Here is a 16,823-nt window from a genome sequence, read left to right as displayed (position 1 = left end):
AAAGAAGTCAATGAGCATCCCCGATAAAAGCTTGCAATAGATCGACCGTTGCTTTGATATCTCGTTGATCCACCATTTCAAATGCCGTATGGGTATAACGCGTGGGGATGCCGATCAACGCGGCAGGAATCCCCCGGTCATAAAAAGCGATTCCATCCGAACCGTAGTTTTGGTAGACCCCTTTTTGGTAGGGAATCGTATATTTTTGGGCCGCTTTCTCCAGCTTCCAGAGCAGATCTTCGTGGTAATGGATGGCTCCGTCTTTGTAAACAAGGGTGGGCCCTGCCCCCAATCGGGTGGGGTAATTCTGTTCGTTGACGGTGGGGATATCCCCAACCAGACCGATATCCAAAGGAATCGCCAAATCGAACTCCATAGACTGGCCCAAGGCATAGGCACCGTGTGCTTTATTCTCTTCCTGGACCGTGGCTCCAAACCACACCTCATAATTCAAGGAGTTTCGATGGAGTTGATCCAGCAACAGATCCATTACAAGGAGGCCAACCCGGTCGTCCAGTGCTTTCCCTACATAGCGCGTCCCCATTTTCGTGACGGGACGGTGCCAAATCACTCCCGCGCCGATGTCCACCCCTTTCTCTTCGGCTTCTTCCCTGCTATCGACGCCGAGATCGACAAAAAAACCGTTATAATCCAAGGGTCTTTCCACATGGGCGGAGGTGAGGACATGCCCACTGGGGGCAGCAAAGACACCCGTAGCCACCACGCCTTTTCGGCCGATAACCTGGGCGGTTTGCCCCATCATATACAAATGGAGCGGAGAGGACCGGTGGGCTTCTTGTACAGGGTCAAGGAATAGAAAGCCCGAAGAGGAGATGTGGCGTACAATAAACCCGATTTCATCCATATGGGCTTGGATCAGAAGTTTGGGTCCTTGTCCCCCGACCTTGCATATCAAATTGCCGACGCGGTCTTCCCGGCATTCTTGAACTTGTCCTTCCCAGCGTTCCCGCAGCCACTGTCGTACTGCTTGTTCCCGCCCGGCTGGGCCCGGTAAGTCGACCAACGCTTTTAATGCATGATCCATTCGTTGTTGCAGGCCTCCCACTCAGACCACCCTTTCTTTCTCTCCAAATAAAAACCCCAACCGTTTTAGATCGGCGACGTATTCCCGGATTTGCTCCAAGTCTTCCTTTGCCCCAAGCTGGGTCGCCGAGAATAATCCCACGGTATAGGGTTCCCGACGCATGGGTACCAGGGAGATACACTGTTTTGCAAGGAAAAGGCTCTTCTCGTAATGGCCTAGACGGCTCTCACAGAGGGATCGAAGGCATAAGCTGTGTACCTGGATGGTGTCCACCCTTTTGCCTTCGGATCGTTCAAACCAATCGGCAGCGGTCTGGTAATCCCCCTGTTTTAAATAAGTTAACCCTAGGGTATAGGCCGGCCAGGAAGCCTGATCCTTGTTTTCTCTAGCCTTCTGATAACACCGTTGGGCCTCTTGGAGGTCGTTTGCCTGTACCGCCAAAAGAGACCGAAGGGACCATCCGGGCCCGCCCAGAACACGTAGCTCCTCCTGAAATAGCTTGTCCAGCAGGATTTGATCGATTTTCCCGTGTGAGAACAACTGGTGCAACGAATTTTTCGCCGGAGGATTTTCCGTGCGGTGGCTTCGGCTTTTCAACGAACACCCCATTTCTTCCGCCACCGCATTTCCCAGCCATCGGTAAGAGGAGGGTAAGAAACCGCTTGCGATGGAGTAAGTCAGCGTCGGATCGATTTCCCGCCATCCACGGGAAGAGAGGGTATCCACCACTTCCTCCACGCGATGGGTCAAGCGATCGCCCTCCTGATAGAAATAGTCCAAATCTAAGTCTAAACAAGGGAAATCCGGCAAATCGAGAAACGGCAACCTTCTCAAAGTGGTCACTTCCAAGGTCATCCCCGCGATGACGGTCCGGACGGAGTGCGCCCCAAGGGTAAATGACTGGATTACCTCTTGTCCGTGACCGGGTATCAGGGATAAGAGCGACCACATCATCCGGGCTAAAGCGGTTAACTCCACAGGTTTGGGCTCTGGATACACCCAGATCACCCGGTAAAACATGGATAGATGGGCTGCTGCGTACAAAAAACTATCCAGTCCGTAAACAAAGCGGTCATCGTCACGAAAGGGAAGGTCGCGATTGAGCTGAGCCAATCGCTCAGGGTCGTGGGCATTCTCTTCCAGCTGTTTTAAGCCCTCTTCCGAGATTTTCTTGAGGTCCAGGTGCCGGTCAAAATAGATCAAGGTCTGCTCTTTCACCTTTTGACTGAACCAATGAGCGAGAACTTCGCCATGCTCTTCGAAAATGGCGGCTTCCCGGTTCATGGGGCAATCAAACCCGCTTCCCGGAGTCGGCGCAGGGACGATTGCAACTCGTCGGCATGAAAACGGGGGTGGTCGTTCCACTCACGTTTGGCCTCAGATTCAGAACCTGACTGGAGCATTTCAACGATCACAGGGGTCACAGGGCCGGTAAGGAGCCGGTTTGAGGCAGCCGCATACAACCAACAAACCTCCGCACCCTCAAATTCTTCTAGAGGACGTTTGGCCAAAGCTTTGGCGATTTCTTTGGGATAGGTTTGCACGGCGTAGAAGACACACCCGTTGTGTTGAATTTTATCGGTATCGATTCGAAAAGCAGGATCTTTGTTAATGACCAGGATGGATAGCAGGGCTGTCAAAAATTCATGAGTCAGGAGCAAGGCGTTGTTGGGTGATGCTTCGATAAAAAAGCGTTCTCCGATCAAGTAAGAATAAAAAGCTTCCTCAATACAGATCCCCCGGCCTGCAAAGGGAACTTCTGCATAGTGATTGAAAGGGGGTGACTCCATGAAGGAATACATCAGCTCTGTCAGATCGACCTTTAACCGCTGGAGTTCCTGAAAAACACCTGGATAGGAAACACGAAGCCCACCGCTGTGTTCCAAATTCCCCGCCAGGAGATTTCGAGCAATCGTCTTGGAGGTGGCGATCAACTCTTCTTTGTCCACGGTCCGCAGGTGCTTTAGATCCTCGATGGACAGTTGCAATTCCTCATGGCGCGCATCCAAAAAGGCCTGCCTGTATGTACGATGGTACAACAAACGGTATAAGGCTTGGTTCAATGAAAGGGAAGAGCGGGTTACATGGATGCCCATTCGTTCACCATCTCCTTCATCCGGACATAGTTTTTTTGTGATTTGGGAATCAAAATCCCTTCTTCCGTATATTTAGGATCTTCATAGGTGACCGCCTTTAAGTTGGGACAGCGGGGTAACAGAAATTCCAATAGATCGATTTGTTCATCGAGCAGGATTCCGTGATGAAGATCCCGGAACTTTCCTCGTATAATCTGACATCCGGATAGATGCATTTCAAAGCAATGATCCAATGGCAGGCGTTCCAGGCCTTTGTACATATGTTCACCGGTGTTGCCCATCAACCACTGGTAGCTCAGAATATGACCGATATCGATGGTTACTGGAGAGTTTGTCTCCTTCGCCAGAGTTGTGAAGTAGTCGAAGGCATCCATCTCACCGATGTAGAAATTTGTTCCCTCGGTAAAACCAGGGAACTCAACACACAAAGGAGCGTTCAACCGATCTTGATATTCCCGGATATTTTGGATACAAGCTTCCAACCCTTCCTGGGTCATATAGGGGGGAAGAGGGAATGGGACGGTTTTTCCGCCGATAGACCATAAGCCCAAATCTTCCACGATCCATTTAAATTCGTATCGATCGATCAATTGGTTCGTGAAGCGAATGATTTCGTCCTTCTCATAAGTTTCCATACTGCCCATGTTTAAAATCGTCTGGTGAAAAGCCCGGCACTTGAGATGGGGTACCTCTTTGAAGAGCGAGTCATAAGCCTGGAAATATTCCTCCGCTCGTAGGACATTCCGGTTTTTTGGTTGAAAAGCTAAAAAGAGATAGGTGAATTCCTCTCTGTATTTGGAGAAGAAGCTGTGCATTTTAGGGGTGATGGTATCTCCCCGTGAGCCGTCACGCATAAATCCGATATCCCCGCCCCAGGGAAGGTCCATTCCCATCCCGAGGCCCAATTTTTCTTTTACATCCGGAAACCGGATCACCGATACCACACTCATACTCCAACCTCCTTTTTGGGACGTTTTCCGAACCCTTTCTCCGCCAATTGAACAAGCAATTGGCTTACCCTTCCATCCTGGGAATCAGCCACTTTTAAAACTGATCCTTCCACCTCCATGAACGGGGCTAAGCGGACTACGTTCTGCCATAGGAGATCAGCCAGGTAGCGATGGTTGCCCTCTTGGTTTTTCACCGGAGCCTCTAATACCCGCACCCATGGATAGAGATGTAATTCCAGGGGTGGTTCCAGCTCGTCATTCCTTTCTTTTTTTCGTCTCTTTTCTGGAGGGAGCTCATCGTTTTTAAGAGGTTTTACTCGGTCATAAATGTGGATGAAGCGTTGTAGACGCGGGTCGAAGGTATCTCCGTCGCTATAAGTGAAATCGAAGCCCATTCGCCCCATCCCGTAATTCAATAACTTGTTCCCTCGGAGTCCGTCTCCCTCTTTTAGCTGGATCCGGTATTTTTCCGGGTGTTGGGATAGATAGGTTTTCGGTTCTGCAACGAGCATTTGCATGACATCAATGCCGATCTTGTCCGCGTTTCGAAGGAGAAACTCCTCGGATTCTTTCACTTCTTCAAAGGTTTCGTCCGCGATTCCCCCCATAATGGAGAGACGGAGGGGAAGGTTCACCTCATGAAGGTTATCAATGATTTTTTGGTAGTGTTTTGCCTGAACGCCCTTGTCCAGTAAATCGAGCAGTCGCTGGGATATCGTTTCATATCCGACCGACATCAGCACACACCCGCGTTGACGCAATTCACGACAGAAATCTTTATCCAGCAAGATCTCCTCAAACCGGTTTCGGGTGCTGAAAGATATCTGATATCCCCTTTCGTTGAGGATCCGCATGGCACGTAAGACGACGCGCAGGTTGGTATTTTCATCGACGAAGTTGATCCGTTTTTCCCCATAGGTATCAACAAGCCATTGGCATTCATCCGCAATCTGTACGGGGGTTTTTTGCTGATAATTCTTTTCTTGGCGGGAACGGTTGCCGTAGGAACAAAAAGCACACCTTCCCCAGTAGCAGCCGACGCAAGTAATGATCGATAGATTGACTTCTTCCATCAGATAGTTTTGGTAGGGCAAATCGGAAAAATCAGGTGGAGGGGCATCCATGAGGTGGAATCGGGAGCGCGGTCCCCGGCAATCTCCATCCTTGTCCAACCAAAGCGCATCGGGTACTTCTTCCTTCGTCACTTTACCTTTTAAGTAGTGGGATAGTTTCAACATGGTTTCTTCCCCCGCAGCGATCCCGAGACCATCGACATATTTTCGGAAGCCGGGGATTTCAACCAGGGATTCATAACGCAGCATGATTTGCTGTCCTCCCATGAAAACCTGACAATCCGGAAGGAGGTTCTTTACCCACTTTGCGAGGAGTAATGACGGCATCAGTTGACTGTAATAGGCGACTGAAAGCGCAAAAACTTTGGGTCGCTCCACCTCGATTGCGTCACGGAGGAGGGTATACTGCAAGTTTGCCGCGATATCCGAAGGATCTAATTGGTCGAATTGCTCCACGAATTCCCCGATTTGCTCCAAGGAAAGGAAATCCCTTTTTAACAGGGAGCCCTCCAAAAGGAGTTCAATGCCCTGCCGGACAAAACGGACATCCCTGTGAGCCTCCTTCTTACTACCACACTCCTTTTCAAATACATGCCGAGAAAGGCGGCTTTGGTGGCTGAGTAAGAAGCGTGCCATTTCACACCGGTATTGCTCCTGAAGGGTTTGAGGGGAGGGAAAAAGCTCAAGGTATCGTAAGAGGGCTTCTTTTGTGAAAAGACGGTGGCACAACTCGATATTAAAATCCCTTTGTCGGATATCCACACCGTGTGTTCGTAAATAAGCCGTAATCATCGGAAGGCTTAAATAAGGAAAGAGGCGCGCTTCGGTAATCGGTGGGAACACGAGCAAAAATTCTTTTCTCATGGAAAGCACCTCTGTACGAAAGGTAAAAGAAGCACTGCTTGGCCTACAAAAGCATAGGATGTGCAGTACTTCTTTTAAAAAGGTTCAAATGCTATCTTTTTTTTACTCGGCATCTTCTTCAGAGACGGCTCCAGTGAAACGGAAGGCGTGGAAGGCATTGCCCACTTTCAACTCTTCCGCTTCTACCACTTCTAATTCCTTGATGATATCTTCCATATTTAACACCCCCTCTCTTTTTCTTCCTCTCCATCTTACAATACAAAATAGTTGGAAAGCAATAAAAATAATTCCTGCATTTCCAAACAAAAAAAGCCGCATCGGCGGCAAAGGGCAGGATTACTCTGACCAAACCCAATAGAAATCCGATTGGCCTTGTCCCTTGAAAGAGATGACTTTCACAGGGGTCGTCAGAACAGGGGCGACGAATTCATCCTCAGAAGGCCTAATCTCCCGGGTCCAGATCAAGATCGAAGAACCGTGCCGGATGGCTTGAAGCAACTCGAGGTCGTAACCGCTTGTGGGCCGAAGGCCGAGAGAGAGGATGACATAGGTTTTTCCGCCGATTTTGACTGGAGTAAATCCGCTGATTTGTTTCTGTTTGAATCGATTGACTTCACTTTTGACCTCAGAAGGGAGATTATCCAGGGATTCGATTTGATAGGGAACGACCTGCCCATCCACTGGATTAACCTTTGGAGGAACGGGGGCGGCTTCTTTGCCGGAAGTCGCGAAGGCTTCCGTTTGAAGTCCCGTAGCCATCACTGCAGCGACCAAAAATGACAGGGTCCATCGAAGGGCTTTCATTTACATCACTCCAATTGTTGGATTCAAAGGTAATTATATTCAAATAAGCAGAATAAGTCCATGCAAATGGAATAAGAAGTAAAATTTACATACAACTGAATAGTTAAAATAGATGAAATAAATGAAAATATTTACATAAAATCAACAATCCACACAAAAACATCCGGCCTCAGCGCCTATAAGCAAGAGACCGGATGTTTTTCTTTTTTCGGGGCTTATTTTATTCAGGAAACTGGTTGACGAGCAGTCCGTCGTCTGGATGTAAGCGATTTCTTTTTGGTGGTACGTATCTGCCATCGGACTGTTTCTTCTCGGGCGACTTGATCACGGTGTTCGGTAAGAACGGCACGTCCTAGGACGATGATCATGAAGGTCATAAATAGAAGGTAGATGATAACACCAAAGAGAATTAGCGATCCGGGCATGGATGACACCCTTTCCTCTAAGTATGTGAACATTTCGTGACAAGTTCTCTGTACCTTTACGATATCAGATGGGGCAGGCGATTGACAACGCTTTCTTTTCTGTAATCGATTAATAATCTGATCATTGACAACGTTACGGGATTTTTATATCCTAAACCCAAGCAAGCGCTTGTTTTGAGGGGCGCGCGGTAAAGGGTGAGGGAAATGCCCAGGATCGGACGGAAAGAACAGATTCTCGAAAAAGCCAGTCAACTCTTTCGCAGCAAGGGATATCACGGGACGACGATCCGGGACATCTCGGAGGCCAGCGGCATTTTGTCCGGTAGCCTTTACGCCCACATCGATTCCAAGGAAGATCTTTTGTTTGAGATTACCGACAGGGGAGCCGATTTGTTTCTGAAGTCTCTTCGCCCGATTGTAGACGGGGATGAGGATCCAGTCACCAAGTTGCGTCAGGCGATGGTAGCTCATGTGCGGGTGATCGCCGATAATCTGGAGGCGGCGACGGTCTTTTTTCACGAATGGAAAGCGCTTACAAGAGAGCGGCGGGCCTGCATCCAGGTGAAACGCGACGAATACGAAGACCTGTGGGGACGCCTATTGGACGAGGGAGAGCAGAAGGGGAGTTTCCATCTAGAAGACGAAAAATTTGCCCGCCTGCTGATCCTCTCTGCCATGAATGGGTTGTACCAGTGGTATAACCCGCAGGGTGCCCAATCACCGGAAGAAGTGGCCGAGCGGTTTGCAGCGATTCTGCTTGCTGGACTGGATAGTGGGAAAGGGGGAGACAGTGGTGACGGAGGAAGAACGCCATAGGAGGTTTATAGAACGGATCCAGCGGGGGGAAAAGATCGAGGCGACGGATTGGATGCCCGACGAGTACCGAAAGCTCGTCCTGAAACTGATTCACATGCACGGAGTGAGTGAAATCATGGGGGCGCTGCCAGAGAAAGAATGGGTGCCCAGGGCTCCCACCCTGAAACGAAAACTTGCCATCATGGCTAAGGTGCAGGATGAGATGGGGCACGGTCAACTCCTGCTTCGGGTGGCGGAAGACCTGGCGGCGCCTCTCGGCAAGACGCGGGAAGATCTGGTGACCGATGTAATCCAGGGCCGTGTTAAGTTCCACAATGTGTTCCACATGGAAGCCCCCACCTGGGCAGATGCCGGTGTGATCGGATGGCTGGTAGACGGAGCGGCGATCATCAACCAGGCGGCACTTCTTCATACCTCTTACGGACCTTATGCCCGGGTGTTGAAGCGCATCTGTGCCGAGGAAAGTTTTCACATGCAGCACGGGGAGAACATCATCCTCGCCTTGGCCGGGGGGACAGAGGAACAACGCCGTATGCTGCAAGAATCTCTGGACCGTTGGTGGGAATCCCTGCTCTTCTTCTTCGGCCCGGTGGAGGTGACGCCCTCCGCACAGCGCATGATCGATTACGGGATCCGGTCTAAGACCAATGAAGAGCTGCGCCAGCAATTTTTTCATAAGTATATTCCCCGCATCCGATCCTTGGGCCTGACCATCCCGGATCCACACCTGCGCTATGAAGAAAAGGAAGGATGCTGGATCTGGACGCAACCCGACTGGGAGAGATTCGGTGACATCGTCAAGGAAAACAAAGGGCCCAAATCCATGGAACGCATCGGTCTGCGCCGGTTTGCCCACGAGGAGCAGCGCTGGGTGCGGGAAGCGATGGTGTGTTCTCGATCCGAGGAACCCTCCCCGGCGGTCTGAGAGGAAAGGAGGGGAGAAAGATGGACAAGCGGATCCAGGAGGAGTATGACGTATTTGAGGTATTCGTTCAGAAAACCCAGGCGGACTATCATGTTCACGTGGGAAGTGTAGTCGCTCCTTCTCCCGACGTGGCGTTGCAGACGGCACGGGAAAATTTTCTGCGCCGGGACCAGGGAGTCAACATTTGGGTTGTCCCGCGGGGGCATGTATACGCAACGCCTTATGACGATCCAGACTGGTTCGCTCGAGAGATGGATCGGAAATATCGGGAGCCAAGCGGTTACCCGGAAAACGGGCGGTTGTGGCGAATGTACCGGGAGCGGGCTCTGAAATTGGAAGAGATCGTCGAAGACCTGCACGGAACATCCGCGGGGGCGAAGAAATGAAAGCGATTACACTAAAGTTGGAGTGACCGCCGATGAAAGTGCATGATACAGCCGATTCTACGATTTCCCCGGCATACCGGAAAGCACTGGCTGACCTTCTGTATCAGCTGGCAGATGATGAGCTTTGTATCGGCCACAGGGATTCGGAATGGCTCGGCCTGGCGCCGGACATCGAAGAAGATGTTGCCTTTAGTTCGATTGCCCAGGATGAGGTGGGGCATTCTGCTTTTTTCTATGAACGCTTGGCTGAGCTGGAAGGGGGAGACAGCGCTGATGCCCTAGCCTTCTGTCGGAAGGCTAGAGAGCGAAAGAACGCTCTTCTGACGGAAGAGGACAACGGAGACTGGGCCCGGACCATCGCCCGCCATTTCTTCTATGATACCTTCGACGGTGTGCGCTTGGAAGCATTGGCAGAGTCCAGCTATCAACCGCTGGCTCGTGGAGTGGCCAAAATCCGCCGGGAAGAGCATTATCACCACCTTCATCTCCATCTTTGGTTCACACGGCTGGGGACGGCGGGAGGGGAGGCGAGAGAAAGGCTAAACCGGGCGGCTCAAGAGTTATGGCCCCGTTTAGGGGATCTATTTTCCCTGGGATTGCGAGAAGAGACTCTCCTTAGGGAAGGGATTATCGCTTGCGGTTCCGCCGAGCTCCAGCGTCGATGGGAGGAACGGGTGCGCCCAGCCTTTACGACGGCGGGGCTGGTGTGGCCTGGAGAGATCCCAGCCCCTGCCCAGGATGGGCGTTTGGGAGAGCACACCCCGCAGCTGGAGGAGCTGTTAGCCACTCTGTCAGAGGTTTATGCCACAGATCCGGCGGCCCGGTGGTAAGGGGGGACTCCCGATGGTGGATGCCGTAGACCCGCGATTGCGGGAAGTGCTCCAAGAGGTGAAGGATCCGGAGATTCCTACGGTCAGCATCTTGGAGCTGGGGATCGTGACACGAGCGCAGCAGAAGAAGGGGACGGTGCACGTCGAGTTAACCCCGACGTTTGTTGGCTGTCCCGCCCTGGATATGATCCGGGGAGGAGTGGAAAAACGGCTGGGACAGTTGGATGGGGTGGAGCGGGTGGTGGTTGATTTTGTCATGGATCCGCCCTGGACCAGTGACCGGATTACACCGGAAGGAAGGCGCAAATTGGAAGGATTCGGGATCGCACCGCCGAAGGAGCGGGTTACCGGTCCCTTCGACATCATTCCGGACTGTCCATACTGCGGAGCGGGAGAGGGCGCCATTCACAACCTGTTCGGTCCCACGGCTTGCCGGTCCATCTTCTACTGCCGACAGTGCAACCAACCCTTCGAGGGGATGAAGCCGGTTTAAGGGGCCGACATGCTGAAGGAGAGATCCGGCTGACAAAGGGAGGGAGCTCTTTTGTTTCAACGGGATGTGGAAACGTGCCCACGAGAGAAGCTGGAGGAGTTGCAGCTGGAGCGCCTGAGAGAGACGGTGGAACGGGTCTGGCACCGGGTTCCTTTCTACCGTGAAAAACTAGACGGCCTCAACCTGCGGCCGGACTCGATCCGAAGCCTGGCGGACCTCGAAAAACTGCCCTTTACCCGCAAATCGGACCTGCGGGACCAGTACCCTTTTGGATTTTTTGCCGTCAATCGGGAAGAAGTGGCCCGCATTCACGGATCCTCGGGGACCCGGGGAAAACCGACGGTAGTCGGCTACACAAAGGGGGACATCGACCGGTGGGCGGAGGTCTGTGCACGGGCGATCGTGATCGCAGGAGGCCGACCGGGAGATGTTTTCCACAATGCATACGGGTACGGATTATTCACCGGCGGGCTGGGTATGCATTACGGAGCTGAACGTCTGGGAGCGACAACGGTTCCCGTGTCCGGGGGTAACCGTTCCCGCCAGGTTATGCTCATTCAGGATTTCCAGCCCCGGGGGATCGCCGGAACACCCTCGTTCATTCTCAGTTTGGCCGAAGCCATGGAGGAGAAGGGAGTGGATCCGAAGAGGAGCTCGGTCGAATACGGCATTTTTGGCGCGGAGCCTTGGTCGGAAGCGATGCGGAGGACCCTGGAGGAAACATGGGGGATCAAAGCCCTCGATATCTATGGATTGTCGGAAGTGGTCGGTCCAGGTGTGTCGATGGAGTGTTGGGAGGGAAAGGACGGTCTCCACATCGCCGAAGATCATTTCTTGCCTCAGGTGATTGATCCCGAGACAGGGAAGATGTTACCCGAAGGGAAATACGGGGAACTGGTCTTTACCACCCTCACCAAAGAGGCTTTCCCCGTTCTCCGCTACCGAACCGGCGACATCGCGTCCCTGTCCCGGGAACCTTGTTGTTGTGGGCGTACCCATGCCCGGATGTCCCGTATTAAAGGGCGGCTTGACGACATGTTGATCATCCGAGGGGTGAATGTTTTTCCGTCGGAAATGGAAGCAGTCGTGCTGGGGTTGATGGAGCTTTCTCCCCACTACCGGCTGGTCGTCACCCGGGAAGGTTCCCTGGACTGTTTGACCCTAGAGGTGGAAGTGTCCCAGGCGTTTGCCGCGACCGTCGGCGGCACCTTTGACCCGGGCACCGAGCATTACGGCCGGCTGAACAGCCACCTGCAGAGCCTGTTGAAGGATGCCCTGGGGGTGACAACAGAGGTACGCTTCTTGGAACCCCGCAGCCTCCCCCGCAGTGAAGGCAAAGCGGCTCGCGTCCTAGATCGGCGGGGTGGCATGTCGACAGGTGTGAACCGGTAGACCGATTACTAAATCAACGGAAAAGGGGTCATTGACCATGGTAAAACTGATTGCGCTTTATAAGCATCCGGAAAACAAAGAATCCTTCGACCGCCATTATGAAGGAGTTCATACACCTTTAACGGAGAAGATGCCGGGGTTGAAGAAGCTGGAAGTGACTCGGATGGAAGGAGCGCCGATGGGGGGAGAAGCGAAGTATTACCTAGAGGCCGCCATGTATTTCGAAGACCGTGCCGCTCTGGATGCTGCCATGGGATCTCCGGAAGGGCGTGCCTCCGCCAAGGACCTGATGGGATTCGCTGGGCCCCTGGTCACGATGATGATTGGAGAAGTGATCCGGGAGGGCTGAATATGGTTGGGAAGCAACCCTGTGCCGTGCTGGGGGCGGGAACCATGGGCGGGGGAATCGCCCAGTTTCTAGCCGCCGCCGGTTGCGAGGTATTCCTGTATGACCTGGGAGAGGAGCTTCTTTCTAGGGGCATGGAGTCGATCCGTGCCCGTCTCGGACGCCGGGTGGAAAAAGGGAAGCTTACGCCAGAGGCGCAGGAAGAGATATTAGCGCGCATCCGGCCCGTTACCGATCTTCGTGATCTCGCTTCTGCTTGCTGGGTCATCGAGGCGGTGGTGGAACGCCTGGACGTAAAAAAAGAGTTGTTTGCAAAGGTGGAGGAAAGGGTGGACGCAGAGGCTGTGCTAGCCACCAATACCTCCTCTCTGTCGGTGACATCGGTCGCCGCCAACCTGCGGCGTCCGGAGCGCCTTCTGGGTCTTCATTTCTTCAATCCGGCTCCAGTGATGCCCCTGGTGGAAGTGGTGTTGGGAGCCCGTACCGATCTCCAGGTGGCGGAAACGGCGGCGGAGTGGATCTGCTCTCTCGGAAAGGACCCGGTTCTTGTGAAAGATACGCCGGGATTTCTCGTCAACCGGGTAGCCCGCCATTTTCACAGCGAAGCCTATCGCATCGTTGGAGAAGGGTTAGCGGACAAGGAGCAGGTGGACCGGATCCTTCGTGGAGCCGGCTACAAGATGGGTCCTTTTGAATTGCAGGATCTGATCGGGGTGGACATCAACTATGCCGCCTCTGTCTCCGTATACGAGGGGTTTTTCCACGATCCTCGCTTTCGCCCCCATCCGGATCAGCGATTGCTGGTGGAAAGCGGCGACCTGGGGCGCAAGACGGGAAGGGGGCATTATGCTTATGACGGATAAGGTGTTACTGGTCGGCCGAGGCCCCCTGATGGTGGAGGCGGTTCGTTTCTTCGAAGGAAAAGGAGTGCACGTCCTTCCTCTGGAAACGGCGACGTATCGGGAATCGGCAGAGGTGACGGCCGTTGTCGATGTGATGAGTGGCCCCCTGGAGGAAAAGATGAAAGACCTTCGGGAAGCGGAGGCCCTCGTCGCTAAAAACGTGCCGATCTTTTCCTCTGTACTCCGTTACATGGCCACTCGGATTGCTGCGGGGCTGAAGGGACCAGAACGGCTGGTGGGCTTCTCACCGTTGCTTTTGGAGGAAGGGGAGGTGCTGGAAGCGAGTCGACCCCTTCAGGCGGAAGAAGATGCTAGCTGGGACCGCCACCTTCGCCTATGGGAGCGGTGGGGAAAGCGGGTGGAAATCCTCGGCGACGAGCCGGGTCTCGTCTTCCCCCGGACCCTCGCCCTGATGGTGAACGAGGCGGCCTGGATCTTGACGGAAGGGGGTGCCGACCGGCGGGATATCGATACCGCGATGAAAAAAGGAACCAACCATCCCTTCGGTCCCCTAGAGTGGGCGGATCAGATCGGGGTGGACCAAGTGCTCGCGATCCTGGAAGGCCTTCAGGAGGAACTGGGGGATGACCGATACCGTCCTGCCCCCTTCTTACGCCGGATGGTGTATGCCGGGCGGCTGGGAGAATCGACCGGGCAGGGATTCCATCGGTACGAGACGGTTAAAGCAGGTGATGGCCATGCGTGAGGCAGTGATCGTGGATGCTCTGCGTACGCCGATCGGACGGTACCGGGGCGCGCTTTCCGGTGTGCGGCCTGACGATCTGGCAGCGGTCGCGATCCGAGGACTCCTCGACCGGAATTCACAACTAGACCCTAACCATATCGAAGACGTGTTGCTCGGCTGTGCCAATCAGGCTGGCGAAGACAACCGGAATGTCGCCCGTATGGCGGGACTGCTTGCCGGATTGCCTCTCGGGACGGCGGGTGTTACAGTCAACCGCCTCTGCGGTTCCGGACTGGAGGCGGTTAACCAAGCCGCGGCTGCCCTCTTGATGGGGAGCGGGGATCTGTTTATCGCTGGGGGGGTGGAAAGTATGTCCCGAGCCCCCTTAGTGATGATGAAGCCAGAGGATCGCTTGGTCAGAGGCGATCAAACACTGGTCGACACGACGCTCGGGTGGCGGTTTGTCAACCCGAAGCTGGCAGCGATGCACCCTCCCTACAGCATGGGGGAGACAGCGGAAAACGTAGCCGAACGAATGGGCATCACCCGGGAGGAGCAGGACGCCTTTGCCTATGAGAGCCAGCGTCGGGCGGGAAAGGCCCTGGAGGAAGGCCGTTTCGCGGATGAAACAGTTCCTGTTGAAGTGCCCCGGCGGAGAACGGAGCCCCTGGTGGTAGACCGGGATGAGCATCCTCGACCCGATACCTCTTTAGAGAAACTGCGTTCCCTCCCTCCCGCCTTCCGGGAAGGGGGAACAGTCACCCCCGGAAATTCCTCGGGGATCAACGATGGAGCTGCGGCTTTGTTGCTTGGAGACAAAGACCGGGTGGAACCGATGGGGCTGAAGCCGCTGGCCCGCATTCACGCCTTCGCTGTGGCAGGCTGCGATCCGGCCCTGATGGGTCTCGGACCCGTCTTTGCTGTCCGTAAGCTGCTAGCTAGAACCGGATGGACGGCAGCGGACTTGGATCTGGTGGAGCTGAATGAGGCCTTTGCTGCCCAGGCGATTCCCTGTATCCGGGAGTTAGGGCTGAACCCGGAACAAGTCAACGTCAATGGTGGAGCGATCGCCCTTGGCCATCCTCTCGGGGCGAGTGGTGCACGGATCCTGACTACGCTGGTTCATGAATTGAAACGACGCGGCGGTCGTTACGGGGTAGCGGCCATGTGTATCGGTGTCGGTCAGGGGATCGCCACCCTGGTGGAAAATCTGCAGCGGTGAACCGGCAAGTCTGTCTCTCGATCCATATCAAAGGCAAGACCCAGCCAAAGGAGGATTATCCATGCTAAAAGAAGACGTCAAGGTTGCTCTGTTGAAAGAAAAGGTCCCACTCCTGATCAATGGTGAATACGTGGAATCGGGTTCCGGAGAGTGGTTTGACACCTTCAACCCCGCCACCGGGGAAACCATCTCCCGCGTCGCCAAAGGGAACCGGGAAGATGTGGATAAAGCGGTGGCCGCCGCTCGCAGCGCGTTGGAGAAGAGTAAGTGGGCGAAATGGCCAGCCTCCCGCCGCGGTCAGATTCTTAATCGGGTCGCCGCCATTATGCGGGAGCGGTTTAACGATCTGGTCCGTCTGGAGGTGCTCAACAGCGGGAAAGCCCTCTCCGCCGCTCAAGGGCAGGTCCATCAGGCGATTGAGGATTTCGAGATGTATGCGGGTGCCGTCCATACCCTATCCGGGGATTCGAAACCGGTGCCGAATGGTTTCCTTAACTATACGTGTAAGGAGCCTGTCGGTGTCTGTGCCCAGATCGTCCCCTGGAACTATCCGCTAATGATGGCCGCCTGGAAAATCGCCCCCGCTCTCGCTGCGGGCTGTACTATCGTCTTGAAGCCCGCCAGCCTCACCCCTCTAACTGCCTACGCTTTGGCGGATATCTGCATGGAGGCGGGGGTGCCGGCAGGTGTCGTCAACGTGGTTACCGGAAGCGGAGCCGATATCGGGGCCTATCTGGTAGAACACCCGGGAGTGGATAAAGTCGCTTTCACCGGGGAGACGGGTACCGGGAAAGACATCATGAAGAGTGCCTCCGAGACCCTGAAACGAGTCACCCTGGAACTGGGGGGCAAGTCTCCGGGCATCGTCTTTGACGATGCGGACTTAGACGCCGCGGTAGACGGTTCGATCTTCGGCATTTATTACAATACGGGGATGTCCTGTGAGGCTCGCTCCCGACTCTTCGTCCATGAAGCGATCTATGACACCTTTGTCGAGCGGTTTGTGGACAAGGCGAAAAAGCTGAAGCTTGGCGATACCTTCAGTAAGGAAACTCACCTCGGTGCCGTTATCTCCGCGAACCAATGGGATGTGATCGACTCCTATGTGAAGCTGGGGGAGGAAGAAGGAGCCAAGCTCCTTTACGGTGGTGGCCGTCCAGAAGGCGAGGAATTCCAAAACGGGCACTGGTACCTGCCGACGGTGCTGGTCGACGTCACCAACGACATGCGTGTCGCCCAGGAGGAAATTTTCGGTCCGGTGGTAGTCATTATCAAGTTTTGTGATGAAAAAGACGTGATCCGTCAGGCCAACGATTCCATCTATGGGTTGGCTGCCGCCGTCTGGACGAAGGACTTTGGACGGGCTCACCGTGTTGCCGCCGGGTTGAAAGCAGGGACCGTTATGGTGAATAACCCCTTCTCCGCCATGCCGGGCTTACCTTTCGGAGGATACAAACAGTCCGGGTTCGGTCGGGAACTGGCTTTGGAGACCCTCAATCTCTACACAGAGACGAAGAGCGTTAACGCCTATGTGGGAGCGAAACCGCTCAATCCCTTCGGGATCTAACC

The 16,823-nt window shown here is 54.1% G+C and carries 18 protein-coding genes; 11 read left to right on the top strand and 7 right to left on the bottom strand.

Annotated features, from left to right (window positions below; all coding sequences use genetic code 11):
• Nucleotides 1–7: 7 nt before the first annotated feature.
• From ACFOUO_RS03630 to ACFOUO_RS03600, 7 genes are all read right to left on the bottom strand, one after another.
• On the bottom strand, nt 8–1,045 hold the full coding sequence (locus ACFOUO_RS03630) for a M42 family metallopeptidase (RefSeq protein WP_380702243.1): 1,038 nt from the start codon (nt 1,043–1,045) through the stop codon (nt 8–10).
• Nucleotides 1,046–1,066: 21 nt separating this feature from the next.
• Nucleotides 1,067–2,329, bottom strand: a complete 1,263-nt coding sequence (locus ACFOUO_RS03625; protein WP_380702241.1) for a tetratricopeptide repeat protein — start codon at nt 2,327–2,329, stop codon at nt 1,067–1,069.
• Nucleotides 2,326–3,141 carry a hypothetical protein gene (locus tag ACFOUO_RS03620; RefSeq protein WP_380702239.1) on the bottom strand — a complete coding sequence of 272 codons (816 nt, stop codon included), beginning with the start codon at nt 3,139–3,141 and terminating at the stop codon, nt 2,326–2,328. Before ACFOUO_RS03620 ends, ACFOUO_RS03625 begins: the two co-directional genes overlap by 4 nt.
• On the bottom strand, nt 3,126–4,091 hold the full coding sequence (locus ACFOUO_RS03615) for a multinuclear nonheme iron-dependent oxidase (protein WP_380702237.1): 966 nt from the start codon (nt 4,089–4,091) through the stop codon (nt 3,126–3,128). Before ACFOUO_RS03615 ends, ACFOUO_RS03620 begins: the two co-directional genes overlap by 16 nt.
• The gene (locus ACFOUO_RS03610) at nt 4,088–6,028 is read right to left on the bottom strand and encodes a B12-binding domain-containing radical SAM protein (RefSeq protein ID WP_380702235.1); all 1,941 of its coding nucleotides are present in this window, start codon (nt 6,026–6,028) and stop codon (nt 4,088–4,090) included. Before ACFOUO_RS03610 ends, ACFOUO_RS03615 begins: the two co-directional genes overlap by 4 nt.
• A 336-nt stretch (nt 6,029–6,364) precedes the next feature.
• The gene (locus tag ACFOUO_RS03605; protein WP_380702233.1) at nt 6,365–6,832 is read right to left on the bottom strand and encodes a protease complex subunit PrcB family protein; all 468 of its coding nucleotides are present in this window, start codon (nt 6,830–6,832) and stop codon (nt 6,365–6,367) included.
• 224 nt (nt 6,833–7,056) lie between these two features.
• Nucleotides 7,057–7,257, bottom strand: coding sequence for a hypothetical protein (locus tag ACFOUO_RS03600; RefSeq protein ID WP_380702231.1), 201 nt, complete (start codon nt 7,255–7,257; stop codon nt 7,057–7,059).
• 204 nt (nt 7,258–7,461) lie between these two features.
• On the opposite strand from ACFOUO_RS03600, the gene ACFOUO_RS03595 reads away from it, so the two are divergent.
• The 11 genes from ACFOUO_RS03595 to ACFOUO_RS03545 all read left to right on the top strand — a co-directional run bounded on the left by ACFOUO_RS03595 (nt 7,462) and on the right by ACFOUO_RS03545 (nt 16,821).
• A complete protein-coding gene (locus ACFOUO_RS03595) occupies nt 7,462–8,073 on the top strand; it encodes a TetR/AcrR family transcriptional regulator (protein WP_380702229.1) in 612 nt (203 codons plus the stop codon).
• Nucleotides 8,051–8,998, top strand: a complete 948-nt coding sequence (gene paaA / locus ACFOUO_RS03590) for a 1,2-phenylacetyl-CoA epoxidase subunit PaaA (protein ID WP_380702227.1) — start codon at nt 8,051–8,053, stop codon at nt 8,996–8,998. Before ACFOUO_RS03595 ends, paaA begins: the two co-directional genes overlap by 23 nt.
• A 20-nt stretch (nt 8,999–9,018) precedes the next feature.
• Nucleotides 9,019–9,384, top strand: a complete 366-nt coding sequence (locus tag ACFOUO_RS03585) for a phenylacetic acid degradation protein (RefSeq protein ID WP_380702225.1) — start codon at nt 9,019–9,021, stop codon at nt 9,382–9,384.
• Between the two features lie 32 nt (nt 9,385–9,416).
• A complete protein-coding gene (paaC, locus tag ACFOUO_RS03580) occupies nt 9,417–10,214 on the top strand; it encodes a 1,2-phenylacetyl-CoA epoxidase subunit PaaC (RefSeq protein WP_380702223.1) in 798 nt (265 codons plus the stop codon).
• 13 nt (nt 10,215–10,227) lie between these two features.
• On the top strand, nt 10,228–10,707 hold the full coding sequence (paaD, locus tag ACFOUO_RS03575) for a 1,2-phenylacetyl-CoA epoxidase subunit PaaD (RefSeq protein WP_380702221.1): 480 nt from the start codon (nt 10,228–10,230) through the stop codon (nt 10,705–10,707).
• 51 nt (nt 10,708–10,758) lie between these two features.
• Nucleotides 10,759–12,099, top strand: coding sequence for a phenylacetate--CoA ligase family protein (locus ACFOUO_RS03570; protein ID WP_380702219.1), 1,341 nt, complete (start codon nt 10,759–10,761; stop codon nt 12,097–12,099).
• 37 nt (nt 12,100–12,136) lie between these two features.
• On the top strand, nt 12,137–12,448 hold the full coding sequence (locus ACFOUO_RS03565) for an EthD family reductase (RefSeq protein ID WP_380702217.1): 312 nt from the start codon (nt 12,137–12,139) through the stop codon (nt 12,446–12,448).
• A 2-nt stretch (nt 12,449–12,450) separates the two neighbouring features.
• Nucleotides 12,451–13,308, top strand: coding sequence for a 3-hydroxyacyl-CoA dehydrogenase NAD-binding domain-containing protein (locus ACFOUO_RS03560; RefSeq protein ID WP_380702215.1), 858 nt, complete (start codon nt 12,451–12,453; stop codon nt 13,306–13,308).
• Nucleotides 13,298–14,053 carry a 3-hydroxyacyl-CoA dehydrogenase family protein gene (locus ACFOUO_RS03555; protein WP_380702213.1) on the top strand — a complete coding sequence of 252 codons (756 nt, stop codon included), beginning with the start codon at nt 13,298–13,300 and terminating at the stop codon, nt 14,051–14,053. The genes ACFOUO_RS03560 and ACFOUO_RS03555 overlap by 11 nt, the downstream gene beginning before the upstream one ends.
• Nucleotides 14,046–15,254, top strand: a complete 1,209-nt coding sequence (locus ACFOUO_RS03550) for a thiolase family protein (RefSeq protein WP_380703237.1) — start codon at nt 14,046–14,048, stop codon at nt 15,252–15,254. The genes ACFOUO_RS03555 and ACFOUO_RS03550 overlap by 8 nt, the downstream gene beginning before the upstream one ends.
• Nucleotides 15,255–15,315: 61 nt before the next feature.
• Nucleotides 15,316–16,821 (top strand): aldehyde dehydrogenase family protein, encoded by a 1,506-nt coding sequence (locus tag ACFOUO_RS03545; protein WP_380702211.1) that lies wholly within the window; start codon nt 15,316–15,318, stop codon nt 16,819–16,821.
• Nucleotides 16,822–16,823: the final 2 nt, after the last annotated feature.

The organism is Salinithrix halophila (genome assembly GCF_042650125.1).
Lineage (GTDB): Bacteria > Bacillota > Bacilli > Thermoactinomycetales > DSM-45169 > Salinithrix > Salinithrix halophila.
This window is presented reverse-complemented; position numbering and strand designations above follow the sequence as displayed.